Source organism: Glycomyces rhizosphaerae (genome assembly GCF_042647865.1).
Lineage (GTDB): Bacteria > Actinomycetota > Actinomycetes > Mycobacteriales > Micromonosporaceae > Glycomyces > Glycomyces rhizosphaerae.
Genome location: NZ_JBHRWO010000021.1, coordinates 290,235 through 314,845, shown reverse-complemented (window position 1 = coordinate 314,845; position 24,611 = coordinate 290,235). Strand labels below are relative to the sequence as shown.

Annotated in this window: 17 protein-coding genes; 3 read left to right on the top strand and 14 right to left on the bottom strand. The window is 68.8% G+C overall.

The window, feature by feature from the left end; genetic code table 11:
• Positions 1–228 precede the first annotated feature (228 nt).
• The 8 genes from ACFO8M_RS21745 to ACFO8M_RS21710 all read right to left on the bottom strand — a co-directional run bounded on the left by ACFO8M_RS21745 (position 229) and on the right by ACFO8M_RS21710 (position 11,781).
• Positions 229–906: a hypothetical protein gene (locus ACFO8M_RS21745; protein ID WP_387979491.1), complete on the bottom strand. Its 678-nt coding sequence runs from the start codon at positions 904–906 to the stop codon at positions 229–231.
• Between the two features lie 95 nt (positions 907–1,001).
• The gene (hrpA, locus tag ACFO8M_RS21740; RefSeq protein ID WP_387979488.1) at positions 1,002–4,910 is read right to left on the bottom strand and encodes an ATP-dependent RNA helicase HrpA; all 3,909 of its coding nucleotides are present in this window, start codon (positions 4,908–4,910) and stop codon (positions 1,002–1,004) included.
• A gap of 99 nt (positions 4,911–5,009) precedes the next feature.
• A complete protein-coding gene (locus ACFO8M_RS21735) occupies positions 5,010–5,513 on the bottom strand; it encodes a hypothetical protein (RefSeq protein WP_387979486.1) in 504 nt (167 codons plus the stop codon).
• Positions 5,514–5,574: 61 nt separating this feature from the next.
• A complete protein-coding gene (locus tag ACFO8M_RS21730; protein ID WP_387979482.1) occupies positions 5,575–7,170 on the bottom strand; it encodes an ABC-F family ATP-binding cassette domain-containing protein in 1,596 nt (531 codons plus the stop codon).
• A gap of 301 nt (positions 7,171–7,471) precedes the next feature.
• Positions 7,472–8,293, bottom strand: coding sequence for a lytic polysaccharide monooxygenase auxiliary activity family 9 protein (locus tag ACFO8M_RS21725; protein WP_387979479.1), 822 nt, complete (start codon positions 8,291–8,293; stop codon positions 7,472–7,474).
• A gap of 216 nt (positions 8,294–8,509) precedes the next feature.
• Positions 8,510–10,015, bottom strand: coding sequence for a sodium-dependent transporter (locus ACFO8M_RS21720; RefSeq protein WP_387979476.1), 1,506 nt, complete (start codon positions 10,013–10,015; stop codon positions 8,510–8,512).
• An 84-nt stretch (positions 10,016–10,099) separates the two neighbouring features.
• A complete protein-coding gene (locus tag ACFO8M_RS21715; protein WP_387979473.1) occupies positions 10,100–10,210 on the bottom strand; it encodes a methionine/alanine import family NSS transporter small subunit in 111 nt (36 codons plus the stop codon).
• Positions 10,207–11,781: a sodium-dependent transporter gene (locus ACFO8M_RS21710; protein WP_387979470.1), complete on the bottom strand. Its 1,575-nt coding sequence runs from the start codon at positions 11,779–11,781 to the stop codon at positions 10,207–10,209. Before ACFO8M_RS21710 ends, ACFO8M_RS21715 begins: the two co-directional genes overlap by 4 nt.
• Positions 11,782–12,101: 320 nt before the next feature.
• Here ACFO8M_RS21710 and ACFO8M_RS21705 point away from each other — a divergent pair, with 320 nt between their 5' ends.
• Both ACFO8M_RS21705 and ACFO8M_RS21700 read left to right on the top strand, forming a co-directional pair.
• Entirely contained in the window at positions 12,102–14,315 is a 2,214-nt protein-coding gene (locus tag ACFO8M_RS21705; protein WP_387979467.1) for a HelD family protein, read from the top strand.
• A gap of 82 nt (positions 14,316–14,397) precedes the next feature.
• Positions 14,398–16,197 (top strand): Stk1 family PASTA domain-containing Ser/Thr kinase, encoded by a 1,800-nt coding sequence (locus ACFO8M_RS21700; protein WP_387979464.1) that lies wholly within the window; start codon positions 14,398–14,400, stop codon positions 16,195–16,197.
• 61 nt (positions 16,198–16,258) lie between these two features.
• Here the strand turns inward: ACFO8M_RS21700 and pyrE are convergent, their stop codons facing one another.
• The 6 genes from pyrE to ACFO8M_RS21670 all read right to left on the bottom strand — a co-directional run bounded on the left by pyrE (position 16,259) and on the right by ACFO8M_RS21670 (position 21,945).
• Complete coding sequence (pyrE, locus tag ACFO8M_RS21695; protein ID WP_387979461.1) at positions 16,259–16,795, bottom strand: orotate phosphoribosyltransferase; 537 nt, start codon at positions 16,793–16,795, stop codon at positions 16,259–16,261.
• Positions 16,796–16,821: 26 nt separating this feature from the next.
• Positions 16,822–17,700: a phytanoyl-CoA dioxygenase family protein gene (locus tag ACFO8M_RS21690; protein WP_387979458.1), complete on the bottom strand. Its 879-nt coding sequence runs from the start codon at positions 17,698–17,700 to the stop codon at positions 16,822–16,824.
• Positions 17,701–17,918: 218 nt separating this feature from the next.
• Positions 17,919–19,583 (bottom strand): serine/threonine protein kinase, encoded by a 1,665-nt coding sequence (locus ACFO8M_RS21685; RefSeq protein ID WP_387979455.1) that lies wholly within the window; start codon positions 19,581–19,583, stop codon positions 17,919–17,921.
• Positions 19,584–19,709: 126 nt separating this feature from the next.
• Entirely contained in the window at positions 19,710–20,141 is a 432-nt protein-coding gene (locus ACFO8M_RS21680) for a hypothetical protein (protein WP_387979452.1), read from the bottom strand.
• Positions 20,142–20,262: 121 nt separating this feature from the next.
• Positions 20,263–20,730, bottom strand: a complete 468-nt coding sequence (locus ACFO8M_RS21675) for a ribose-5-phosphate isomerase (RefSeq protein WP_387979450.1) — start codon at positions 20,728–20,730, stop codon at positions 20,263–20,265.
• A gap of 9 nt (positions 20,731–20,739) precedes the next feature.
• A complete protein-coding gene (locus ACFO8M_RS21670; RefSeq protein ID WP_387979448.1) occupies positions 20,740–21,945 on the bottom strand; it encodes a DUF1015 family protein in 1,206 nt (401 codons plus the stop codon).
• Positions 21,946–22,050: 105 nt separating this feature from the next.
• Here ACFO8M_RS21670 and pepN point away from each other — a divergent pair, with 105 nt between their 5' ends.
• Complete coding sequence (gene pepN, locus ACFO8M_RS21665; RefSeq protein WP_387979445.1) at positions 22,051–24,591, top strand: aminopeptidase N; 2,541 nt, start codon at positions 22,051–22,053, stop codon at positions 24,589–24,591.
• The last annotated feature ends 20 nt before the right edge of the window (positions 24,592–24,611 follow it).

Sequence of the window (24,611 nt, the reverse complement as noted above, 5' to 3'; positions counted from 1 at the left end):
CCTTTGGAGTGGTGTCGATGCAAAGGGTTCTGGTTTCCGGGACACAGCTGTGCCCGAAATCATGATGTCACACTGATGCCCACTTGACATCACCTCTGTGTGGACGATGCGCCGTACCGTGCGCGGCGTACGCCAGAACTCGATCATGCACCCGGGGTCCGACATTCGCGATCGCTTTACCCCAACGAAGGCCCGCCGCCCGGCTTCACGCTCGCGCGGACGGGAGTGTCAGCGCACGTCGGGACGCGGGTGGCCCGCGGCCTCGCACCGGTCCTCGAAGCCGATCGGCAGCCAGTCGCCCGAGCGCCAGCGCGGGTGGTTGGGAAACGTCGTGTGGGCCGCGAGCGCGAAGATCAGCACCGCCCACATGGTCTGGAACTGCACCACGGTGTCGCGCCCGTTGTCGACGCCCTTGTAGCGGAACATGACGGTGTCGGGCCCGGTCAGGTCGATCATGTCGAGCCCCGCCCAGTAGAGGCTGTAGGTCTCGGTGTGGCTCCAGAACAGGGCGCGGGTGGGCGAGACCATGACGACGCCGGGCGGGGCGGGCATCCAGCGGCGCTCGAGGTCGGCCTGGGCCTTGCGCTTCGCGGCGCTGTTGGCGATGGCGTTGACGGCGAACGCGCCTGCCACGAATCCCGCGCTGCCGAAGGCGAACATGCCGGAGGTGGTGTAGCTGCCGTCCCCGGCGGCCTGGAAGTACATGGGGACCGCAGGGCCTTCGGCGAGCGGCAGTTCTCCGGGGTCGGTGCGGGCCATCGTCGGGATCGGGTTCCAGCCGCGGAGGCCGGTCTGGCGGAGGTCCTGGATCGCGGCGCAGGCGTAGTGCAGGTGGGCGTCGTAGGAGGTCCATTCGACGACCGGCTGGTCGTCACCGAGGGGTTCGAGTTCGTTCGCGGGGCTCATGTGCGGACTTCCTGGGCGTCGAGTGGGTGCTGCCGTGACCGGTCGCGCCCATTCTAAAGCAGCCCGGCACTGTTGCGGCCGTAAGCGATCCCTCGTCAGAGGGACTGGAGGATCTTCCGGATGCGCTTCTCGCTCACCTGGTAGCGGGTGCCGAGCTGCTGCGCGAAGAAGCTGACGCGGAGTTCCTCGAGCATCCACCGGACCTCGCGGCCTTCGCCGGCGCGAAGCGCCGCGGGGCGGGTGCGCGCCAGAGCGTCGCGTTCGGCTTCGAGGGCTTGGACGATGTCCATCTTGCCCTTGTCCCCCGCGACGTCGGCGACCGCGCGCTTGGCCCGGAAGCTGATGCCCTTGACGTAGCGGTGCAGGTCGTCGAGGCGCCACCAGCCGGTCGAGCCGACGAAGCCGTCGGTGCCGACGAGCCCTTCGAGCTGGCGGCGCATGTCGCTCAATGCGGGGAGCGCGCGCAGGTCGAACTTGCCTTCGAGGAGGCGGGCGGCCTCGCGGGCCTCGGTCAGGACGGCCGCGACCTTGCGGGCCACAACGGGCGACTCGCCCGCGACCTCGGGCTTCGCGCGCTTGAGCAGGGCCTCGAAGCCTTCGCGGTCCCAGGCGGGGCCGCCGCCTTCGATGAGGACCTTGTCGAGGACGGTGCGTACGCAGTCGGCAAGGAGCGCATCGACATTGGTGTACGGGCCGGTGGCGAGCGCGAGCTGCTCGTTGCGGGTGAGGGCGCCCTTCAAATGTTCAGGCTTCAGGCGCGGGTCGGGGATGTTCAGGCGCAGGAGCCTGCGGGTCCCGGCCCACATGTTCGCCGCCTGCGAGCCCGGGTCGGGGAAGGCCTTGACGCCGACGGAGCCGCCTTCGTCGACCAGCGCCGGGTAGGCCTTCGCGGTGTAGCCCTTGCGCGGGGTCTCGTGGAGCTTCGGCAGGGCGTCGAGGTCCCAGGTCTTGAGGCCGGTGCGTTCGAGCTCGAAGGCCTCGGACGCGGCTTCCTGGGCCTTGGGGGCGAGCTGGCGTTTGAGCGCGCCGAGTTCCTTGCCCTCGGCGAGGACCGTGCCTTCCTCGTCCTTCACCTGGAAGGTGACGAGGAGGTGCCCGGGGACCTTGGTGAGGTCGAAGGCGTCCTCGGGGACGTGCACCTGGGTCATCGACTTCAGCGTGTCGGCGAGCGCGGCCATCATCGGCCGGCCGGGCGCCGGGGCCATGCGCGCGACGGCGGCCTTCGCGAAGTCGGGTGCGGGCACGAAGCTGCGGCGCAGGGACTTGGGGAGGCTCTTGATGAGCGCCTCGGCGAAGTCGGCGCGCAGGCCCGGGACCTGCCAGGTGAAGGCGTCCTGGTCGAGCTGCTGGAGTGCGGGGAGCGGGACGGCGACGGTGACGCCGTCCCGGGCCGAGCCGGGCTCGAACTCGTAGTCGAGTTCGAGGTCGGCGCCTTCGGAGGTCCACACCTCCGGGTAGGAGTCGGCGGCGACGCCTTCGGCGCGGTCGCCGAGGAGCAGGGCCTCGTCGAAGTCGAGGAGGGTCTTGTCCTTCTCCTTCTTCCACCAGGAGTCGAAGTGGCGGCCGGAGACGATGTCGGCGGGGAGCCGCTCGTCGTAGAAGTCGAAGAGGGTCTGCTCGTCGGCGAGGAGGCCGCGCTGGCGGACCCGGTTCTCGAGGTCCTCGACCTCGCTGATCTTGGCGAGGTTCTGCGCCAGGAACTTGTGGTGGGTGTCCCATTCGGCTTGGACGAGGGCGTGGCGAATGAACAGTTCGCGGCTGGTCTCGACGTCGATGCGTCCGAAGTTGACCTTGCGGCGGGCCACGATCGGGACGCCGTACAGCGTGACGCGTTCGAACGCGAGCACCGCACCGGCCTTTTTCGACCAGTGCGGTTCGGAGTAGGTGCGTTTGCTGAGGTGCTCGGCGAGCGGCTCGACCCATTCGGGTTCGATCTTGGCGCACACGCGGCCCCACAGGCGGCTCGTCTCCACGAGCTCGCCCGCGACGACCCAGCGCGGCTGCTTCTTGGCGAGTCCGGAACCGGGGAAGATCGCGAACTTGGCGTTGCGCCCGCCGAGGTACTCGCGGGTGTCGGCCTCCTTCACGCCGATGTGCGAGAGGAGCCCGGCGAGGAGCGCGGTGTGGACGCTCTTGGGGGCGGGCGTGATGTCGGGCGATTCGACGGGGATCTTCAGGCTCTTGAGGACGCCGAGGATCTGGCGCACCAGGTCCTGCCATTCGCGGATGCGCAGGTAATGCAGGTACTCCTGCTTGCACATGCGGCGGAACGCGCTCGAGGAGCGGGACCGGCGCTCGTCCTCCAGGTACCGCCACAGGTTCAGGTACGCCGAGAAGTCGGAGTCGGGGTCGTTGAAGCGCGCGTGGGACTGGTCGGCCTGGGCCCGCTTGTCCGCCGGGCGCTCCTTCGGATCCTGGATGGACATGGCGGCGGTGATGACCGCGACCGCGTGGACGCAGTTCTCCTCGCGGGCCTGGAGGATCATCCGGGCCAAGCGCGGGTCGATCGGCAGCCGCGCGATGTCGCGCCCGGCCTTTGTCAAGCGCCGCTCGCCGTCGCGCACGTCCTCGAGGGCCCCGAGCTCCACCAGGAGGTCCATGCCGTCCTTGATGTTGCGCGAATCGGGGGCGTCGACGAACGGGAAGGTCTCGACCCGGCCGAGCTTCGCGGCGGTCATCTGCAGGATGACGCTCGCGAGGTTGGTGCGCAGGATCTCCGCGTCGGTGAACTCGGGCCGCGCGTTGAAGTCGTCCTCGGAGTACAGGCGGATGCAGATGCCCTCGGCGACGCGGCCGCAGCGGCCCGCGCGCTGGTTCGCACTGGCCTGGCTGATCGCCTCGATCGGGAGGCGCTGCACCTTGGTGCGCGCCGAATAGCGGGAGATGCGCGCGTACCCGGCGTCGATCACGTACCGGATGCCCGGCACCGTCAGCGACGTCTCGGCGACGTTGGTGGACAAGATGATCCGGCGCCCGGTGTGGGAGGAGAAGACCCGGTGCTGCTCCTGCGCGGAGAGCCGCGCGTACAGCGGGACGACCTCGGTGTGGCGCAGCTTCGCCTTCTCGAGCGCATCGGCGGTGTCGCGGATCTCCTGCTCGCCGGAGAGGAAGACGAGGATGTCGCCGTCGCCGACGCGGCCGAGTTCGTTCACGGCGTCGAGGATGCCGTCGGTCTGGTCCCGCTGCTCCTCGCCGTCCTCGCCCTGCAGCGGCCGGTACCGGACCTCGACGGGATAGGTGCGACCCGAGACTTCGAGGATCGGGGCCGGGCCGGACTCGCCCGCGAAATGATTGGAGAAGCGCTCGGGGTCGATGGTCGCCGAGGTGACGATGACCTTCAGGTCCGGGCGCTTGGGGAGGATCTGCCGCAGGCACCCGAGGATGAAGTCGATGTTGAGACTGCGCTCGTGCGCCTCGTCGATGATGATCGTGTCGTAGGCGCTCAGGAGCCGGTCGTGCTGGATCTCGGTGAGCAGAATGCCGTCGGTCATCAGCTTGACGTAGCTGCCGTCCGACACCTGGTCGGTGAAGCGGACCTTCCAGCCCACGGCCTCGCCCAGCGGCGAACCCAGCTCGTCGGCGATGCGCTCGGCCACCGCGCGGGCGGCGATCCGCCGCGGCTGCGTGTGGCCGATCATGCCGCGCACCCCGCGGCCGAGTTCGAGGCAGATCTTCGGGATCTGCGTGGTCTTGCCCGAACCGGTCTCACCGGCGATGATCACGACCTGGTTGTCGCGGATCGCCTCGAGGATGTCGTCCTTGCGCTGCGACACCGGCAGCTCTTCGGGGTAGACGATCTTCGGGACGCCGGCCGCGCGGGCCGCCAGCGCGGCCTCCTTGCGGTCGACCTCGGCCTCGAGCTTCGCGAAGGCCTCGGACCGGGCCGGGCCTTCGAGCTCGCGGGCCTCGCGCATACGGCGACGCAGCGCACGCTGATCGGCCGTGCGCAGCGCGAAGACGCGCTCGCGCAGGCTGGGACGGGAGTTAGAGACGCTGCTGGGCATGACGATGGTCAAGGATACGTGGGCGACCCGGCCGGTCGCCACGCAGTTTCGGCGGAGCCGAAGTAAGGAGAACAGTCGGCGGCAGTGGCGCAGGTCCGGTCAGTCGTCTTCGAGGTCCCCGCACAGCACCCGGTCGGAGTCGAGGCCTTCGGACCCGGTGAGCGACTCAGGGGCGTGGACGACGACGCTTTCGGCCCGGTCGTCGAGTATGAGGTCGCTCGAGACCGTGGCCGAACCGACGCCCGTGTCGGACGTCGTGAAGGACAGCTCGATGATGTTCCCGGCCGCGTCCTCACCGTCCGGGTCGGACAGCCAATGGCCGCCGCCGGGCGGGTCCTCGTCGCAATCGCCGTCGTGGACGTGCGCCATGTACTCGGTGCTCGGAGCGAGGCCGGCCACGGCGAGCCGCACGGAGGTGCTGCCGGTGGAGGAGACGTCGGCCGTGCCGGTCGCCTGCGGAGCCGCGGCGCGCCAAGTGGTCGTGACGGCGAGCGTGGCGGTCCAGGCCCCGCCCAGGTCATCGTCCTTCGGGTCGTCGCCGCAGCCCGCGAGGGCCGCGGTCAGGACGACCGCGGCGGCGGTCGCGGCTCGGATGGACGGCATCGGCGTTCCTCCAGTGATCGGTCCGATCAGTATCGGCCCGCCGATGCCGCATGCCCGGGATTCACACCCGCGACTCCACAGGCGTGTCCAGCACGATCCCCTCCCCGCGAGTCAGCTCGACCCGGCGCGTCAAGCCCAGCCCTTCGAGGAACGCCTCGTCGTGGCTCACCACCACCAGCGCCCCCTGGAACGCCGTCAGCGCCTGCTGGAGCTGCCGGATCGAACTCATGTCGAGATTGTTCGTCGGCTCGTCGAGCAGGAGCAGCTGCGGCGCGGGCTGCGAGGACAGCACCGTGGCGAGGGCCGCCCGCAGGCGCTGGCCGCCCGAGAGCGTCGCCACCTGCTGGAAGACCGAGTCGCGTCGCATCCCGAAGCGGGCCAGGCGGGTTCGCAGCAGCGACTGGTCGGCCTCGGGAGCTTTGGCGCGCACGTTGTCGAGCACGCTCGCCTCGTCGTCGAGCAGTTCCAGCCGCTGAGTGAGGAACCCGTGCGGGACGCGGGCCGCGTCGGCGATCGCGCGCAGCAGCGTGGTCTTGCCCGAGCCGTTGTCCCCGGTGACCGCGACCCGCTCCGGACCGCGCAGGTGCAGTCCGAGGCCTTCCCCGTAGAGGTCGCTCACTTTGAGCCCCTTGATGATCGCGATGTCTCGGTGCGTTGAGACGCTCGTCTCGGGCAGGTCGACGCTGATCCCGCCGCCGTCGCGCAGGGACTCCTCGGCCTCGTCGAGGCGCTCCCGAGCCTCGGCCACGTCTTCGAGCTTCGCGTTGAGCAGCTTCGCCGACGACACTTCCCCGGCGTTCTTCTTGGCGTTGAGCAGTATTTTCGGCGTGCCGCCCCGAGCCTGCTCACGGCGCCAGGACGAGGCGCCCCGGTCGTTCTGGGTCCGTGCGGCGATGAGCTCCTTCTTCTGGCGGGTGAGGTCCTGCTTGGCGTCGCGGACGGCGCGCGCGGCGGCCTCCTGCTCTGCGGCGATGACCTCCTCGTAGACGCTGTAGTTGCCCTCGATGATCCTGATGTGCCCCTTGTGGAGTTCGCCTACGGCGTCCACGTGCTCCAGCAGCGCCCGGTCGTGGCTGACGACCACGAGCGTGCCGTTGAACCGCCGGATCGCCTGGTACAGGCGCTTTCTCGCCGAGCCGTCGAGGTTGTTCGACGGTTCGTCGAGGAGCAGCACGTCCGGGCGGCGCACGAGGCGGCCGGCCAGGCCCACGAGCATCGACTCGCCGCCAGAGAGGGTCCCCACGGTGCGGTCGAAGTCCACGTGGTCGAGGCCGAGCTCGTCCAGGGCGACACGGGATCGGTCCAGGAAGTCCCAGTCCTCGCCGATCACGTTGAAGTGCGTCTCGTCGACGTCCCCGGCCTCGATGGCGGCCAGCGCCCGGCGCTTCCCGGCGATGCCGAGCAGGTCGGACACGGTGTCGCCCAAGCGGAGCGGCAGTTCCTGCGGCAGGTACTCGATGAGCCCGGAGGCCGTGATCGATCCGGACTCGGGCCTCAGGAGCCCGGCCACGAGGCGCAGCAGCGTGGACTTTCCGGTGCCGTTGTCGCCGATGAGTGCGGTGCGGCCGTCAGAGAAGACGACGTCGAGGCCGTCGAAGACCTGATCGCCGTCAGGCCATAGGAAGCGGAGCTGTTGGACGTTGATAAAGGTGGTCATGAGACCTCTCTCAGGTCGATGCTGAACGGAATCGAGATGAGAGACATCGCGCCAGAGCGGCGAAAAGGGACTGAACCCGGAAAATGGGCACCCTCTCGATCGAAGACACACCGAACACGTGCACAGAGACGTGGTGGCGCGATGTCTACGACCTAGAGCTTCAAGTGAGTGCCTAACGTCGGGAACAAGGACGCCGTCAAGGTTATGCCAGAGGGCCGACAGCGTCAAGCGAGATGAGCGCCACGGGCCGCCCTGCGGGGAATGCGGGCGGCCCGTGGCCGGTGTGTGGAAGGTCTTTCGGCTAACAGGCCGCGGTCTGCTTCCAGACGCCCCATTCACCGGTGGTGCCCGGCTCCTCGCCGGTGGTCCACCAGCCGGCGCGGTAGGCGATCCCGTCGTGGGTCACCTCGTCGCCGGCGGTGTACACGGCCGCGGTGTCCCAGACGGAGGCGTCGCAGCCGGTCGGCTCGTCCGTCGGCGCGTCCGTGGTCGCCGCGTCGGTCGGGGTCTCCTCGCCGCCGCCCGAGTCGCCGCCGAAGTCGACGTCGACGCAGGAGTAGAAGGCGTTCACGGTGTCAGCGATGTTCCAGACGCTGAGGATCATGTGCCGGCCGCTGCGCTCGGGCAGGGTCACGTCGTGGGTCATCGTGTGGTCGGGCCTGGCGCCGCCCATTTCGATGGAGGCGATGGGCTCCAGGTCGAGCATGTCGCGGGTCAGCGGCTGCGTCGGGTCGTAGTCGTCGTTGGTGATGTAGTAGTCGAAAGTGGCCGTGGAGTGCGCGGCGGTCATCGTCCACGTGAACGTCTGGGCGCCGGCGTCCACCGTGGTGGCGGGCCAGTTGCCGCCGCGCGGGTCGTCGAGTTCGGCGAACTCGGCGTGCCCGGCGGAGCAGATCGAGCCGTCGGCGGGGCCTGCGGCGGGGAAGCCCTTGGGGCCTTCGACGCTCTGGGGTTCGTAGGAGATGGCGCCGCAGTCGGTGACGTCACCTGTGGCGCACAGGGCCGAGCGGCTCGGCGGGTCGGAGGTGTAGCCGTGGCCCCAGGCCAGGGCCGCCATGGAAGCCGAGACCGCGAGGGTTCCGGCGCCGGCGATGGACAGGATGATTCTGCGCGACTTGCGCATCTTCGTCTCCTATCGACGATGGGTCAGCAGGGTTTCGGTGTACCGGTGGGACCGGCTCGGGGAACCGAATTAAAAAGGAACCTAACAGTTAAGTTTCCTCGGCACAAGGGGCGGGCGCGGACCAATCCCGCGAATCCGAATAAGCGTGCTCAATTCGCACACAACGACAATGGCCGCACACGAACCGTGTGCGGCCACAAGTGGCGGATCGGCTGCTCAGGCGGCCGCCGCAGCCGCCTCTTCGACCCGCTCGGGGATCGGGCGGCGGTAGAGCACCGCGGTCATGACGACGCCGAACAGGATCATGGCCCCTCCGACGCCCCAGTTGATGTAGATGAGCTCGTTCGGCACGTCGGGATCCGACAGATCGGCGATCTGGCCTTGGATGCTCTTGTAGAGGGTGTAGACGAGCACCACCGCGGTCAGCGCCAGGCACGTGTACCAGACATTGCCGAGCTTGAGCATCGACGTGCGGTTCGCCTCGGCCGCAAGGGCTTTGATCTTGCCGGTGGCGAAGGCCAGGACGATCGTGGCGAGACCGCCGAGGACGAGGCCGTACCCGGAGACGGCGAAGTCCACCGCATCCACCATGGACGATCCGTTCGCGGTCGGGTAGATCAGGAGGGAGAAGGCCGCCATCGGCAGGCCCAGCACCAGCACACTCTTCTTGCGGCTCCAGCCAAAGCGGTCCTCGAAGGAGCTGAACGGCACGATCACCATCGAGATCAGCGAGGTGATGCCCGCGACGACCAGGGTGGCGAAGAACAGCACACCGATGAAGGCGCCGCCGGGCATCTGGCTGAGGATCGTCGGGAAGGTCACGAAGGCGACGCCGCCGCCGGTGCCGACCAGCTGGTCGATCGGGACGTCGGCCTCGCCCGACATGAAGCCGAGGACCGAGAACACCCCGATGCCGGCCAGCAGCTCGAACGAGGAGTTCGCGAAGCCCACCGTCACCGCCGTCGTCGACAGTTCGCTGTGCTTCTTCAAGTAGGACGAGTAAGCGATCATGGTGCCCATGCCGATCGACAGGGAGAAGAAGACCTGCGCATAGGCGGCGAGCCAGATCTCATAGTCCCCGATCTTGTCCCACTGCGGCGTGAAGAAGGCGTTCAGGCCTTCGGCGGCCCCTTCGAGCGTCAGCGCGCGGACCACGACGACGCCGAACAGCACCAGCAGGAGCGGGATGCAGATCCGGTTGGCGAGTTCGAGTCCCTTGCGGACGCCGCCGGCCATGATCAGCAGCACCACGGCCCAGACCGCGGCCAGCGCGCCGAGCATCGCCGGGCGGTACTCGAAGAAGTCGAGCGGCTCACCCGCCCGGAGGTATTCGACGCCGAAGAACGCCCCTGCGTCGTCACCCCAGGCGAGGCTCGGCGAGAAGAACACGTAGCTGAGAGCCCAGGCGATGATGACGGCGTAGAAAGTCGCCAGGAAGAACGCGATCGCGTTCTGCCACCAGCCGATGCCCTCGGCGGGCCGGTAAATCGAGCGGAACGCCGAAGGCGGCCCCAGCCGGTACTTGCGGCCGATCGTGTATTCGAGCAGCAGCAACGGGATGCCTGCGGTGAGGATCGCGAACAGATACGGCAGCAGGAAGGCCCCGCCGCCGAACTCGTAGGCCTCACCGGGGAAGCGCCAGATGTTGCCCAGGCCGATCGCCGATCCGGCCGCGGCCAGGATGAACCCGGCGCGGGTCCCCCAGGTCTCTCTCGTCTTCATGGGAATGCGTCCTCTGTAGATGTCTCCTGCGGAGGGGGCGCAGGGCGAAGGGGCCGATCCGGGGATCGGCCCCTCTGCGGGCGGTTACTCGTCGGGCTGCTCGGGGTGGGTCATCAACGTGATGGCCGAGACGACCAGGCCTCCGAAGATGACGACGACCGCGACGATCATCATTGCCACTGCGCTTCCGCTCATTGGATCTCCTCCTTCCCACCGGTCAGGGTGGCTTCGCCTTCGACCTCGGCTTCGTCCACGAGTTCGGGGACGTCCTTGCGGCGCAGGATCAGCGCCATGAGAATGCCGAACGCGAGCGCGCCGCCGGCGACGCACCAGCCGTAGATGAGCGTGGCCCGGTCGACCCCGGCCTCGTTCTCGATGGTGGTGCGGATGTTGTCGACGAGCATCCAGCCCAGGATCACCGGTGTGATGACGCCGAGGCAGGCGAGCCACACGAAGCCGACCTTGTACGTCGAGGTCCGGTTGGCGTCCGTGCGCAGCTCGCCCCACTTCCATGCGATCCAGACGACGCTGACGATGCTGACCAGCGCCGCGACGGTGATGCCGTAGCGGTTGATGAAGCCGTCGGCGGTGTCGAGCAGCCACAGGCCGTTGGTGGCCGGGAACAGGATGATCGACACCAGGGCGATGCCGCCGCCGACGAAGATCGTCCCCTTGAGGCGGTTGATCCCGAAGCGGTCCTCCACCGCGGCCACCGGCACCTGAATGATGCTGATGAGCGAGGTGAACCCGGCGATGGTCAGACTGGCGAAGAACAGCACCCCGAACAGGCCGGCGGCGTACGGCAGCGTGTTGACGATGGTCGGGAAGGCCACGAAGGCCAGGCCGACGCCGTCGGTGACCTGCTCATCGATCGGCGTGCCGGCCTGGAGGGCCATGAAGCCGAGGGCCGAGAACACACCGAAACCGGCGAGCACCTCGAACGACGAGTTGGCGAAGCCGACGGTGAACGCCGAGGTCGTGATGTCCGACTTGCGCTTCAGATAGGAGGCGTAAGTGACCATGATGCCGAAGCCGACCGACAGCGAGAAGAAGATCTGGCCGTAAGCGGCGACCCATACCCCCGAGTCCTTGAGCGCCTCCCAATCGGGCGTGAAGAACGCGTCCAGGCCGGCTGTGGCGCCGTCCAGCGTCAGCGCCTGGACCACCAGCACGCCGAACATGACCACCAGCAGCGGGATGAAGATCTTCGCGCTGTTCTCGATGCCCTTGCGGATGCCGGCGCCGATGACGAACAGCGTCACGAGCCACACGGCGATGAGGACCAGCAGCAGGTTCGGCAGCCATTCCCCGAATTCGAAGGTGCCGACGTTCGTGCCGTCCGTGTTCACCGCGCCGAGGAAATCGACGAACAGGAAGCTGTCGGGCGCGTCGCCCCAGGTCTGGCCGATCGAATAGATCGTGTACATCGCCGCCCAGGCGATGATGACGGCGTAGTAGACGGAGATGACGATCGAGATCGCCACCTGCCACCAGCCGATGAACTCGGCGTTCTTGTTCAGGCGGCGCATCGCGACCGGAGCGGAGCCCTTGAAGCGCCGACCGATCGTGAACTCCATGATGAGCAAGGGGATACCGGCGGTCACGAGGGCCACCAGGTACGGCACGAGGAAGGCGCCTCCGCCGTTTTCGTAGGCTACCGCGGGGAAGCGCCAGATGTTGCCGAGTCCGACCGCCGAGCCGATGGCGGCCAGGATGAACCCGACTCTGGTCCCCCAGTTCTCTCTGATCACTCGTTCTTTGACCACTGCACTTCACTCCAGTCACGCCGACGCCGAGCACATAACGCGCTAACCCTAATGGGACGTGAGTACCGGGTCAAATGCTCGTTATAGGTGCGTTACCTATGTTCACATGTCGAGACAGGCGTTGTGAGCACAACGTCTGAGGTCAGAGCCTGCGATCACGTTCACGCTCTGAACGAGACGAAGCAGCCTCGCAGGAGCTAAGCTTTTTCAGTTGCGCCGTTCCACGGTCTCGGCGACGCTGGCGAGCCATTCTTCGCAGCGCCCAGGCATTTCGCGCACCGTCGCCTTGAATCCCGTCCGCTCCGCATCAGAGGAGAGCCGTGTCCGCTGCCATCACTCCGGCCGCCCAGTTCGAGCAGCAACGCCTCGACGGCCTGTACGCGCGCCTCGACCGCCTCCGCGACGAGAGCGCCGACCGGCTCGGCGAGTCGCGGCGCAAGCACGTGGAGAACGACCAGGAGCGCTCGCAGCGCGACGCGGAGACGCACCTGTACCGCCACCGCATCGCCCAGCTCAACGCCGTCGAAGAGGGCCTGTGCTTCGGACGGCTCGACTACATCGAGACCGATGAGCCGATGTACCTGGGCCGCATCGGCATCCATGCCGAAGGCGGGGAGCAGCTCCTCGTCGACTGGCGCAGCGAGGCCGGCCGCCGGTTCTACCTGGCGACCGCCGCGTCCCCGGCCGGTGTGCGCCGCAGGCGTCACCTGCACACCAAGGGCCGGCGCATCCGGCACGTCAACGACGAGGTCCTGGACCTCGACGCCGCGGGCGACTCGGACTCCACGATCGGCTCCGAGGGCGCGCTCATGGCCGCGCTCGACGCGGCCCGGGGCGAGGCGATGAAGGACATCGTCGCCACGATCCAGGCCGAGCAGGACCGGATCATCCGCGCACCTCTCGAAGGCATCATGATCGTCGACGGCGCGCCGGGCACCGGCAAGACCGCCGTCGCCCTGCACCGCGCCGCCTACCTCCTGTACGAGCACCGCGAGCAGCTCAAGCGCCGCGGCGTGCTCATCATCGGCCCCGGCAAGCAGTTCCTGCGCTACATCTCCGAGGTCCTGCCGGGCCTGGCCGAGACCGACGTCCTGCTGCGCACGCCCGCGCAGCTGTTCCCCGGCGTGGTAGCCGACCGGCCCGAGACCGAGGCCGTGGCAGCCCTCAAGGGCCGGGCCGTGATGGCCGGCGTCATCGCCAGCGCGGTCGCCGACCGCCAGGTGGTGCCGCGCGAGCCGCTGCCTGTGGACTTCGAGGGCCACGAGCTGTACCTGCGGCCGGAGAAGATCACGGCGGCGCGGGACGCGGCGCGCGAGACGGGCCTGCCGCACAACGAGGCCCGCGAGACCTTCCACAAGCGCGTGATCGCCGACCTGGCGACGCAGTACGCGGATGTCATCGGCGAGGACCCGCTCGGCGGGGAGAACCTGCTGGGCCTGGCGGACCGGGCGCAGTTCGCGGTCGAGATCGCGACGGACCCGGTGATCCGGGGCCAGATCGAGGTGCTGTGGCCGCAGTTGTCGGCGAAGGAGCTGCTGGAGGACCTGTTCTCGTCCCGGGAGCTCATCGCCTCGGCGGCGGCGGTGCTCAAGAAGGAGGAGCGGGCGCTCCTGCACCGGCAGCCGGGCGGCTGGAGCGAGGCGGATGTGGCGCTGCTCGACGAGGCCGCGGAGCACTTGGGCGAGATCGAGACGAAGCAGCGTCCCGGCGAGCTGACGGCCGAGCAGATCGCGTACGCGCAGGACGTGCTGACGATCGCGGCCGGTTCGGCCTCGTTCGACTTCGAGGACGAGGAGTCGGAGATCCTGCAGGCCACCGACATCATCGACGAGTTCTGGCTCGGCGAGCGTCAGGTCGACGAGGCGTTCGTCTCCGTGGCGGAGCGGGCTGCGGCCGACCGGCGGTGGATCTTCGGGCACGTGATCGTCGACGAGGCCCAGGAACTGTCCCCTATGGAGTGGCGGGCGCTGCTGCGGCGCTGCGTGACGCGGTCGTTCACCGTGGCCGGTGACCTCGCGCAGGCCGCGGGTGCGACGGCGCCCTCGAGCTGGGGCGAGGTCTTCGGGAACTCGGGGCTCGACTGGCGGGCCGAGCAGTTGACGGTCTCGTACCGGACCCCGGCGGAGATCATGGAAGTGGCGACGCGGGTGCTCGACTCGATCGACGTCGAGGCGGCCCGGCCGCGCTCGGTGCGCGAATCGGGCCACCGGCCCTGGCTGGAGATCGCGCAGGTCGACCTGGACGGCAGGGTCGAGGAACTCGTCGCGGCCGAGAAGGCCGCGGTGGGCGAGGGCAGCGTCGCGATCGTGACCACGGCGGAGCGGGCCGCGGGTCTCGCGGGGATCGCGGATGCGTCGGTGCTCACTGTCAAGCAGGCCAAGGGACTCGAGTTCGACAGCGTGATCGTGGTCGACCCGGACGCCATCGCGGCCTCCGGCCTGCGGAACCTCTATGTGGCACTCACGCGGGCGACGAAGCGGCTCGGCGTTGTGGCGCCCGACAAGCCCGTGTTCCCCGGGGCAGAGGTCCTGTAAGAGTCGTATCAAGCTCTTACACTGTTCACCAGATGTAGGGGCGCGGCGCCCGCTTGCCAGCCGTAAATGAGTGAGGTGCGGGTTGACAACGACGACAGGGGACCTGACCGGTGCGCGCGTCGACGGGCGCTATCGGCTCCAGCGACTCATCGCGCGCGGCGGCATGGCCGATGTCTACGAGGCGCACGACGAGCGCCTCGACCGCACCGTGGCGGTGAAGATCATCACGAACGCGGCCGTGGCCGGGTTCGACATGAAGGCCTTCGCGAACGAGGCCAAGACCATCGCGCGGCTCTCGCATCCCAACGTGGTGGCCGTGTTCGACCAGGGCGTCCACGAGGGACTGCCCTATGTCGTGATGGAGTACGTGCCCGGCACGACCCTCCGCGACCTGCTCAACCGGCGGCGGCGCCTGCGCATCGAGGAGGCCGTGGAAGTGTGCGGGCAGCTCCTCGACGGGCTGCAGGCCGCCCACGACGCCGGGCTCATGCACCGCGACATCAAGCCCGAGAACATCCTGCTCAAGAAGGGCGGCCGGGGCGACCGCGTGAAAGTGGTGGACTTCGGTCTGGCCGAAGCGGTCCACGGCGACCGCGACACCGCCGGTCCGCTCGTCGCCACCGCCGCCTATGTCGCCCCCGAGCTCGTGAACGGCAAGCCCGCGACGACCGCGAGCGACGTCTACTCGACCGCGATCCTGCTGTACGAGCTGCTGACCGGAGAAGTGCCGTTCGACGGCGCGGACTCTGGTGCGGTGGCGCGCAGGCACGTCGACGAGGACGTGCCCTCCCCGCAACTCAAGGCCCCCGACGTGCCCGACAGCCTCGCAGAGCTGGTGACCACGGCCGCGGCGCGGCGTCCGGGCTCGCGCCCGGTCGACGCAGGGGCGTTCCTGCGGCGGCTCCAGGCCATCGACGTCAAGCCCGCCCCGAACTCGACCGGGAAGGTCCCGCGGCCGACCCGCGTCGTGCAGACCACGATGGTCGTCGACTCGCCGAGGTCGAAGCGGTCCTGGAAGGCGCTGCTGACGCTCGGGCTCATCGCCGTGCTGCTGGTCGGCGTCGCCGCGGCCGGGTGGTGGATCGGCATCGGCCGGTACACCTCCACCCCGTCACTGCTCGACCAGACCCAGGAGTCCGTGGGGGCGTACGCCGAGGACCAGGGTTTCGAGGTCGACCTCGTCGACGGCTACAGCGAGAGCGTCCCCGTCGGACAGATCGTCTCGCAGGACCCCGGTGTGGGCGACCGGATCCGGCGCGGCTCCACGATCACCGTGGTGATCTCGCAAGGACCCGAGCGGTATCAAGTGCCGAACCTGGCCGGGATGACCGAGGACAAGGCCCAAGGGGAACTGGCGAAGTTCGACGCCGAAGTGAAGGTCGACCACGAGTACAGCGTCGACATCCCGGCCGGCGAGATCACGCGCACCGATCCGCCCGCGGGCGAGGAGGTCAAGGCCGGCACCCCGGTGACGCTCTTCGTCTCCGACGGATTCCCGCCGCTCCAGGTCCCTGACGTGGTGGGCCGGAGCGAGGACGACGCCGTCTCGGAACTGGACGCCGAGGGCCTGGCGATCGGCGAGATCACCCGCAGCAACAGCGACACCATCGACGCGGGGCTGGTCATCTCGCAGACCCCGGCCGCGCAGGCACCGGCGGGACCGGGCGACACGGTCGACCTCGTGGTGAGCGACGGGCCCGAGCCGGTCGAGGTCCCCGACGTGCTCGGCATGGACATCGAGGAGGCCACCGAGAAGCTGGAAGGACTGGGCTTCAAGGTGAAGACCGCGCAGATCTGGTTCACCGGCACCGTGTTCGACCAGTCCCTGGACGCGGGCACCGAGCACCCCAAGGGCTCCGAGATCTGGCTCTGGGCGCGTTGACCGAGCAGTAAGGGGGCGGACGCCGTGGCGTCCGCCCCCTTCTTTCGCTTGTCCCGTCTGGTTACTTGGCCCCGGCGGCTTTCAGCTCGGTCATCGTGAACAGCGGCTGGAGCTGCACTCCGGCTTCCGCCAGGTTCTTCAGCCCGCCCGATTCGCGGTCGATGACGCACACGCCCGCTTCGACGATCCCGCCGCGGCTCCGGAGCTCCCCGAGGGAGTCCAGGATCGCGCCGCCCGAGGTGACCACGTCCTCGACGATGAAGAGCCGCTGCCCATCGACCTCGCCGCCTTCGGCGAGGCGGCACGTGCCATAGGTCTTGGCCTCCTTGCGCACGAACAGCGCCGGAATCCCCGTGACCTGCGAAAGCATCGTCACGATCGGGATGCCGCCCATCTCCATGCCCGCCAGGGCGTCCACGCCGTGCGCGGGCACCAGCGGTGCCAGCGCCTCGGCGATGCGCCGCAGCAGCACCGGGTCGGCTTCGAACTGGTACTTGTCGAAGTACTCGTGCGCCACCACGCCGGACCGGAGTTGGAACTCCCCGGTCAGGTGCGCGCGGTTGTAGATGTCGCGAGCCAGGTTGGAGTCGTTGCTCATGCGGACTAGCCTGCCATCTTTCCCCGTTACGGGCGCAGCGGCGGGTAATCCGGGTCGAGAAGGTCACGCTCGGCCAGCCAGTTGTACAGCGGCGTCTCCTTCGGCCAGTGGCCCCAGCCGTGGTCGCCGGTGGCCATGTGGCCGCCGAGCAGCTGCTGCTGCACCGGGTCGAGGTCGTTCCACCAGGACTTCGAGGGCAGGTCCTCGACGAGGTCGCGGGCGCGGATCCACCGCGGCGTGAACCCGAAGAACGCGACCTTGCGGGTCAGGTCCGAGTAGTTGTCGCTGCGGGCGTGCCAGATCCGGCGGTCGAAGAACATGACGTCGCCGGCGTTGCCGGTGACCTCGATGGCGCCTTCCGGGTCGGGCCACGCCATGTCGCGGCGCGGCGGGCCGTCGATCCGGTTCCACTTGTGGGAGCCGGGGATGATCTTGGTGTTGCCGCGGCCTTCCTCGGCGAGGTCGGTGAAGAAGTACGCGAGCTTGACCGACAGGCGCGGACGCGGGTCGGTCTCGGTCTCGCGGTTCTGGCGGCCGCCGTCCTGGTGCCATTCGAAGCGGAACGGGCGCTCGCCCTTGATCGGCGGGTGCTTGTCCACGTGCGAGTGGTAGACGTGGAAGTTCCAGCCCAGGATCGACCACACATAGTGGAAGGTCTTGGGGTGGTTGAGAAGGAACGCGAGTTCCGGGCAGGAAGTGACGGCGTCGAGGCGGTGCATCGCGCCTTCGGGGCTGAGCCGGCCCGCTGCTTTCTCAATTTCGTACACGCGGTCCAGAGCGTCGGAGCAACGCTGAAGCTCCTCGGCGTCGAGGGCGCCGCGGATCATCAGATAGCCGTCGCGATCGAAGGCTTCACGCTGCTCAGGGGTGAGAGCTGCGGCACCGACCGATGTCAATGCGGTCATCTCAATGCCTTTCCGGTTTCCAAGGGGATGTGTCGTCTATCTAGACACTCATCCGCCTTGCTCGGTTGCACCGCGGAACTCGGAAGATCAGGCAAGAGTCCCGCGGCTTTCGTTACCGGGAAGCGTAGTTGCCATCACTTCAGGTGCGCTGGAGAAAGTCTCGAAGTTCCGTAAGAAGTCGCAGAAAATCGCGCACGTGCCGCCTTCGGGGTAAACCGCTACTCTCCGAAAAGGTCGGTGATCCAATCGAACCAGCCGAAATCGAGAGAGATCCAGTTCCAGCTCAACTGGTCGAGGTAGCTCATGCCGACCATGAACAGGAAGACGCCGGTGGCCAGGTGCGCGAGCCGCGCCGACTTCCGCTTCGCGTGCAGCCAGCGACCCCACAGGATTCCCCCCGCCACGCGGATCAGGAAGAACACGCCGACGGCCACCGCGAGCACGAACAGGTAGCTGAACACCTGGCTGCGCACCGTCTCCATGCCCTGCTGGATCGCCCAGATCAGCCACATGATGAGCGAGAAGAGCCCGCCGATGACCGAGAGCTCGAAGCCTTTCGAGAGCGACCCGGGCGGGCCGAGCAGCGGCGGACGGTCGGCCTTGTCGAGCTCGCGTTCGCTCGGTTCTTCAGGGTCGGTGGAGAGTTTCAGGCGCGGCAGCGGGCCGCGGCCCGGAGGCGGACCGGCCGAGCGGCCGTGCGAGAACGCGCCGTCCTGGCTCTGGTCCTGACTGGGGACGCGGACGCGGCCGGCGACCGGCCTCTCCTGCACGGCCTTCGTCGGCGAGACGCCGGCCTCCATGACGCGGGTGCCATCCGCCCCGGCCGCGGGCGCGACCTGGGTGGGCGGCGAGCCGACCGGGGCGACCGGACGGTCGAGGCGGCGGGTCGCGGCGGTGTCGAGCGGGACGCCCATCGGGGCCGAATGCGGGCCGCCGGTGTGCTGGGTGTTCCAGTCGACGCCCAGGTCGGGGAGGTTCGAGCGGGAGACGACGGCGCACAGCTCGCCGATCCAGCGCGGCAGCTCCTCGGTGCGGGGCCGGTTCTCCGGGTTGTCGTCGAGCGGCGCGGTGAGCAGCTCGCGCAGGCGCGGGTTCGACTCCAGGACCGGGTGCTTGCGCAGCCGCGCCCACGGCACCGACTGCTCCTGGCCGGGCGAATCGGTGCGGGCGCTGGCGCCGGTGACGAGGTAGAACGCGATCGAACCGAACCCGTGCACGTCGTAGGCCGGGCCCACGCTCCCTTGGTGCGCTTCGGGACCGGCGGTCTCGCGGGTGTAGGCGATCGTGGTCAGGTGCGCCGGCGTGTAGTACCGGGCGCCGGTGAAGTCGATGACCTTCGCCGAGCCGTCAGGGCCGATGATCACGTTCGCGGGCTTGAGGTCCATGTGCAGCACCGGGTGCGCGCCCTGCGGCGGGTGGTGCATCGCCTTCATGACGTCGACGACCGACTTGAGCGTGCGGGCGGCGTCGACGCGGCCGAGCCGCCACTGCAGCAGTTGGCGCAGGTCGTGGCCCGGGAGGTATTCGAGGACCTGGAACGGGACCGGCTCGCCCTGCGGGGCCTGGCCGGGAGGGTGCGGCAGGCGGCCGTAGAAGGCGTCGATGCGGCGGCAGATCGCACCCACGTCGCGCCCGTGGAGGTCCATGAGGACCGCGTCGCCCTTGTCCCAGGATCGGAACTGGTGCTCGCGGGTGTCTTGGGGATTGAGCCGGAGGACCTTGACGCTCAGGGGTGCGGAGGCGACCCCCGCCGAGATCCGAACGGCCTGGTACACGTCGGCCTGCCCGCCGGAGCCGAGCAGGCCGGTCAGCCGGTAGCTCTGCTCAGACCCCGGGAGGGGGTCGGCCGGGCCGCAGACGAGGTCGACGGTGGCTTGCGACATGAGGTGGTCCTTCGCGATGAATAACTCCGAGTCCATAGCGTAACGCCCGGAATCCACCTCCCACGGCCCCCAGAGGCGGTGCTGTTCGCAGCGTCTCAACGAGCAACCACCGCCCGCCGGGATCGGTCAGCGGCCCGAACCCCAGGGGCTGCCGGCCTGAGGCGAGGACGTCGGCGTGATGCCGCCCGCCGAAGGCTGGCCGTAGGAGCTGGCCGGCGGCGCGGGCGCGGCCGTGGAGTGCATCGGCTCGAAGGCCCCGCCGGGCTGCTGCTGCGGCTGCGACGGAACGGCGGGGGCCTGCACGCGGTCGAACGTGCCGGTCGAAGCCGGCGCGGCGTGCCCGCCCGCGCGGCTCAGCGACCACAGGGCGGGAGAGAGCGCCAACGTGAGGACGCCGAAGCCGATGGCCCACAGCTCGACCGGTGCGGCGTCCTCGGCGAGGCCCGTCAAATCGAAGTCGGCGATGTACCACAGCAGCGAGGAGGCCAGGAACAGCAAGGTCCCGAGCAGACCGATCGTCTGAAAGATCTGGAGGAGAACGCGAAAACCCTTAGACATGTACTGACGCTACCAACACACGTCCAATTACTCCAGATCCGATGTGCCGAATTCGCCTGGTTTTCGGCTACGGCAAAGGGCCCGGGCGAAAGCCCGGGCCCCTGCTCTGCTTCATTGCCGCCTAGGGCAGTTCGGGCAGCTCGTGAGTGGCCTCCCACTCGGTCAGCATGTCGATGCGGCGCTGGTGGCGCTCGGCCCCGGAGAAGGCCTCGTCCACGAACGCGTCGGCGAAGCTCGTGGCCTCGTCGAGCGAGTGCATGCGGCCGCCGATGGCGACCACGTTCGCGTCGTTGTGCTGGCGGCCGAGCTTCGCGGTCTCCACGCTCCAGGCCAGGGCCGCACGGCAGCCGGGGACCTTGTTCGCGGCGATCTGCTCGCCGTTGCCCGAGCCGCCGACGACGATGCCGAGGCTGCCGGGGTCGGCGACGACCTGCGAGGCCGCGTTGAGGCAGAACGGCGGGTAGTCGTCCTCGGCGTCGTACTGGTGCGGACCCACGTCGACGACCTCGAAACCGCGACCGGCCAGGTGCTTCACCAGGTGGTCCTTGAGTTCGAGGCCGGCGTGGTCGGAACCGAGATAAATGCGCACGATGGGACCTTAGCCTTTCGGGAGCTCGACGATGGCGAGACCGGCGCGGGCCTTGGGCACGAACCAGGTCGACTTGCGCGGCATCTTCAGCCGCTGGAGGTTCACGTCGATGAAGTCGGGCACCGTGACCGGGGCGATGAGGATCGCCAGGTCCGCTTTGCCCGCGTCCACCTGCTCGGCGAGCCAGGACGCCGGGTAGTCGCCGCCGACGTACGTGATGCGCTTGTCCCCCGCGTCCCAGCCGAGCAGACCGGTGAAGACCTCGTTCTCGACCTGCGTGTGGTCGAGCCGGTCCACCACGGAGCCCTCCTTGGAGGGGAACGCGATCTCCCAGGTGCGGCCGCGGCCGTAGACGACCACGGTGCCGCCCTCGGACGGCGTCTCGGGAGGCCCGTCGGTCTCGATGACGCTCGCACCGATCTGGCCGATCTGCTCGACCAGTTGCGAAGCCGAACCCGGCAGGCCCTTGACGAGCCGGTGGTAGGGCCGGATGACGACCGACTGCGGGGTGGTGATCACCGCGAGGAACCGGTCGAGCCCGCCCACCTGCGCGGCGAGCGAACGGTGGTTGCCGTCGGCGACGATGAGGTCGCCGTCCCCGGCCAGCGCGGTCAGGGCCTCGCCGGCCTCGCCGCCGATGGCCCAGATCTCGTGGGCGCGGCCGGCCTCGTCGACGTCCTTCGCGACCGGGTCGCCCGCTTCGGCGATGGCGGCCGCGATCGCGGCGTGCAGTTCCTCGCCGCGGCTCGACTGGAGCAGCAGGACGGGGCTGAGCAGGTGGCGCAGGCGCTGGTTGAGCTCGTTGCGCTGCTTGACCTTCTCGATGAAGACGTCCTCGTTGCGGATGACCTTGCCGGGCTCCTCCGCGGAGGAGGAGATCTCGGCGGTGTCGACCAGGCAGAACACGCCGTACGCGGTGGGCTCTTCGCCGCCGGAGATCCGGTAGGCGACGGCCACGTCGCCGAACGCGGCGAAGCGCCCGGCCTCTTTGAGCGCGGCGAGGCGCTCGGCCGCGGCGGGCAGGGCCTGCTCGAACGTGAGCCCCGCGGACACCGCCTCGGGCGTGTGCGCGGGCATCTCGACGCCCAGCATGCTCGCGGGATTGGCCTCGATGATCCGCGTGATCTCGGTTTCGTCGGGGAACTCGTCGTAGTTCTTGGCGCCAGTGTGCCCGGTGGAAAGCCAGGCCTGGTCGATCGGGTGTGCAGCAGTCACGCCACGAGCGTAATCGACCCAGTTCGGCCCCGCCGTGGCCACCGAGTGAACTCCCGGGATGTGACACACTTCTTTCATATCCGAACCCTTGCGACTGGAGGCACCGTGGCGGCAACCCACATCCTGACCCGAGACGAGGCTCAGCGACGCGCTGAGCTGCTGAGTGTCGACTCCTACACCGTGGAGATCGACCTGACCGGGCACGAGCAGGGCGACACCTTCGGCTCGCGCACTGCCGTCAAGTTCTCCTGCACCGAACCGGGTGCGGAGACCTTTATCGAGATCGCCGCCGAGCGCATCGAGGAGGCCTTCCTCAACGGGGAACCGGTCGACCTCACGGCCTTCGACCCCAAGGCCGGTCTGAAGATCACGGGTCTCGCGGCCGAGAACGAGCTGGTCGTCAACGCGGTCTTCGCGTACTCCTCGGACGGGCAGGGCCTGCATCGCATGGTCGACCCGGTCGACAAGGAGACGTACCTGTACTCGCAGTTCGAGGTGGCCGACGCCCAGCGCGTGTACGCCTGCTTCGACCAGCCCGACCTGAAGGCCGCCTTCACGTTCCAGGTGCGCACCCCCAAGCACTGGACCGTGATCTCGAACATGCCCGCCGAGACGGAGACCGTGGTCGAGGAGGTCAACCTGAAGGTGACGCTCTTCGAGCAGTCGGTGCGGATGAGCCCGTACATCACCGCGATCTGCGCGGGCCCGTACTTCGGCGTGCACGAGGAGCACGACGGCATCGACCTGGGCCTGTACTGCCGCCAGTCCATGAAGGACTACCTGGACCCCGAAGGGGTCTTCGAGGTCACCCGCCAGGGCTTCGACCACTTCCACGAGCACTTCGGCGTGCGCTACCCGCTGCCGAAGTACGACCAGGTCTTCGCCCCCGAGTACAACTTCGGCGCGATGGAGAACTTCGGCTGCATCACGATCGCCGAGGCCTCGTTCCTGTTCCGCAGCCAGGTCACCGACTTCGAGCTGGAGCAGCGCGCCAACGTGATCCTCCACGAGATGGCGCACATGTGGTTCGGCGACCTCGTGACCATGCGCTGGTGGGACGACCTGTGGCTCAACGAGTCCTTCGCGGAGTGGGCCAGCCACTGGGCGAACGTGGAGGCCACGCGCTTCGACGGCGCCTGGACGACGTTCCTGTCGGCGCGCAAGAACTGGGGCTACGGCGCCGACCAGCAGCCGACCACGCACCCGGTGTACACGGCCGCGGGCGACACCGAGGAGATCCAGGCCAACTTCGACGGCATCACCTACTCCAAGGGCGCCTCGATCCTCAAGCAGCTCGTCGCCTACGTCGGGATCGACCCGTTCCTGGCCGGGCTGCGCGCCTACTTCGCCAAGCACCAGTTCGGCAACGCGGTCTTCCAGGACCTGCTGGGCGAACTGGAGACCGCGAGCGGCAAGCCGCTCCAGGAGTTCGCCGACACGTGGCTGCGCACGGCCGGGGTCTCGACTCTCTACCCGATGGTCGATGTCGACGAAGAGCAGAAGTACAAGAAGGTGACCGTGATCCAGACGGTCCCGGCAGAGCACCCGACCCACCGCACGCACCGCATCGCGATCGGTCTGTATGACCACGAGGGCGACGCGTTGGTGCGCCGCGACCGGATCGAGGTCGACGTCTCCGGTCCGGAAACGGAGATCCCTGAGCTCGTTGGCGTCAAGCAGCCCAGCCTGCTGCTGATCAACGACGACGACCTCACCTACGCGAAACTGCGTCTGGACGACACCAGCCTCTTCACGGCCATCGAGCACACTTCGGCCCTGGAAGACTCGCTCTCCCGGGCGCTGATCTGGGCCGCCGCGTGGGACATGCTCCGAGATGCCGAGCTTGGTGCGTCGCTCTTCGTCAAGCTCGGCGTTAGCAGCCTCCCCACCGAGGACGACATCAACATCGTCACCGTCGCGCAGCGCCAGGTCGGCGGGGCGCTCGCCTACGCCGACCCCGCGAACCGGGCCGCGCTGCGCGAGTCCTGGGCGCAGGCCGCGAAGGCCGCCATGGAGGCCGCCGCGCCGGGTTCGGACCCGCAGCGCTCCTGGGCGAAGGCCTACGCGTCCGCGTCGCGTTCGGAGGCCGACCTGGGCCGCATCGCCGGATGGCTCGAGGGCCGCGAGGTCCCCGAAGGCCTGGCCGTCGACGCCGACCTGCGGTGGGCCCTGCTCACCGGGCTCGTCGGCAACGGGGCCGTCCCCGAGGACGCCATCGACGCCGAGCTCGACCGCGACTCGACCGCCGACGGCCAGCGCCTGTCGTTCGTCGCCCGCGCGGTGGTGCCGGACCCCGAGGCGAAGCAGCGCGCCTGGGAGCGGATCACGGACCCGAACACGGAGAACTGGATCCGCCGCTCCTCGATGCTCGGCTTCGCCCCGCTCGACCAGGCCGACCTGGTCCGCCCGTACCTGCAGCAGTACCTGGACGCGGTGCCGGAGCTGTGGGAGAAGCTGGGTGCCCAGCAGGCGGTGGAGTTCTCGAAGCTCGCGTTCCCGTCGAACCTGATCGAGGCCGAGACGCTCGAGCTCCTCGACGTCTGGCTCGCGGAGGACCGGCCCGCGCCGGTCAAGCGCGGCGTGGCCGAGGGCAGGGCCGACGTCGCCCGGGCCTTGAAGGGCCGCGAACTGGACAAGTCCGCTTAATCTCGGATCGAGCCTCGCAG

Bases quoted from the DNA above. Each gene is read 5' to 3' on its own strand.
- ACFO8M_RS21745 (WP_387979491.1), bottom strand. From the start codon at position 906: ATGAGCCCCGCGAACGAACTCGAACCCCTCGGTGACGACCAGCCGGTC.
- hrpA (WP_387979488.1), bottom strand. From the start codon at position 4,910: ATGCCCAGCAGCGTCTCTAACTCCCGTCCCAGCCTGCGCGAGCGCGTC.
- ACFO8M_RS21735 (WP_387979486.1), bottom strand. From the start codon at position 5,513: ATGCCGTCCATCCGAGCCGCGACCGCCGCCGCGGTCGTCCTGACCGCG.
- ACFO8M_RS21730 (WP_387979482.1), bottom strand. From the start codon at position 7,170: ATGACCACCTTTATCAACGTCCAACAGCTCCGCTTCCTATGGCCTGAC.
- ACFO8M_RS21725 (WP_387979479.1), bottom strand. From the start codon at position 8,293: ATGCGCAAGTCGCGCAGAATCATCCTGTCCATCGCCGGCGCCGGAACC.
- ACFO8M_RS21720 (WP_387979476.1), bottom strand. From the start codon at position 10,015: ATGAAGACGAGAGAGACCTGGGGGACCCGCGCCGGGTTCATCCTGGCC.
- ACFO8M_RS21715 (WP_387979473.1), bottom strand. From the start codon at position 10,210: ATGAGCGGAAGCGCAGTGGCAATGATGATCGTCGCGGTCGTCGTCATC.
- pyrE (WP_387979461.1), bottom strand. From the start codon at position 16,795: ATGAGCAACGACTCCAACCTGGCTCGCGACATCTACAACCGCGCGCAC.
- ACFO8M_RS21690 (WP_387979458.1), bottom strand. From the start codon at position 17,700: ATGACCGCATTGACATCGGTCGGTGCCGCAGCTCTCACCCCTGAGCAG.
- ACFO8M_RS21685 (WP_387979455.1), bottom strand. From the start codon at position 19,583: ATGTCGCAAGCCACCGTCGACCTCGTCTGCGGCCCGGCCGACCCCCTC.
- ACFO8M_RS21680 (WP_387979452.1), bottom strand. From the start codon at position 20,141: ATGTCTAAGGGTTTTCGCGTTCTCCTCCAGATCTTTCAGACGATCGGT.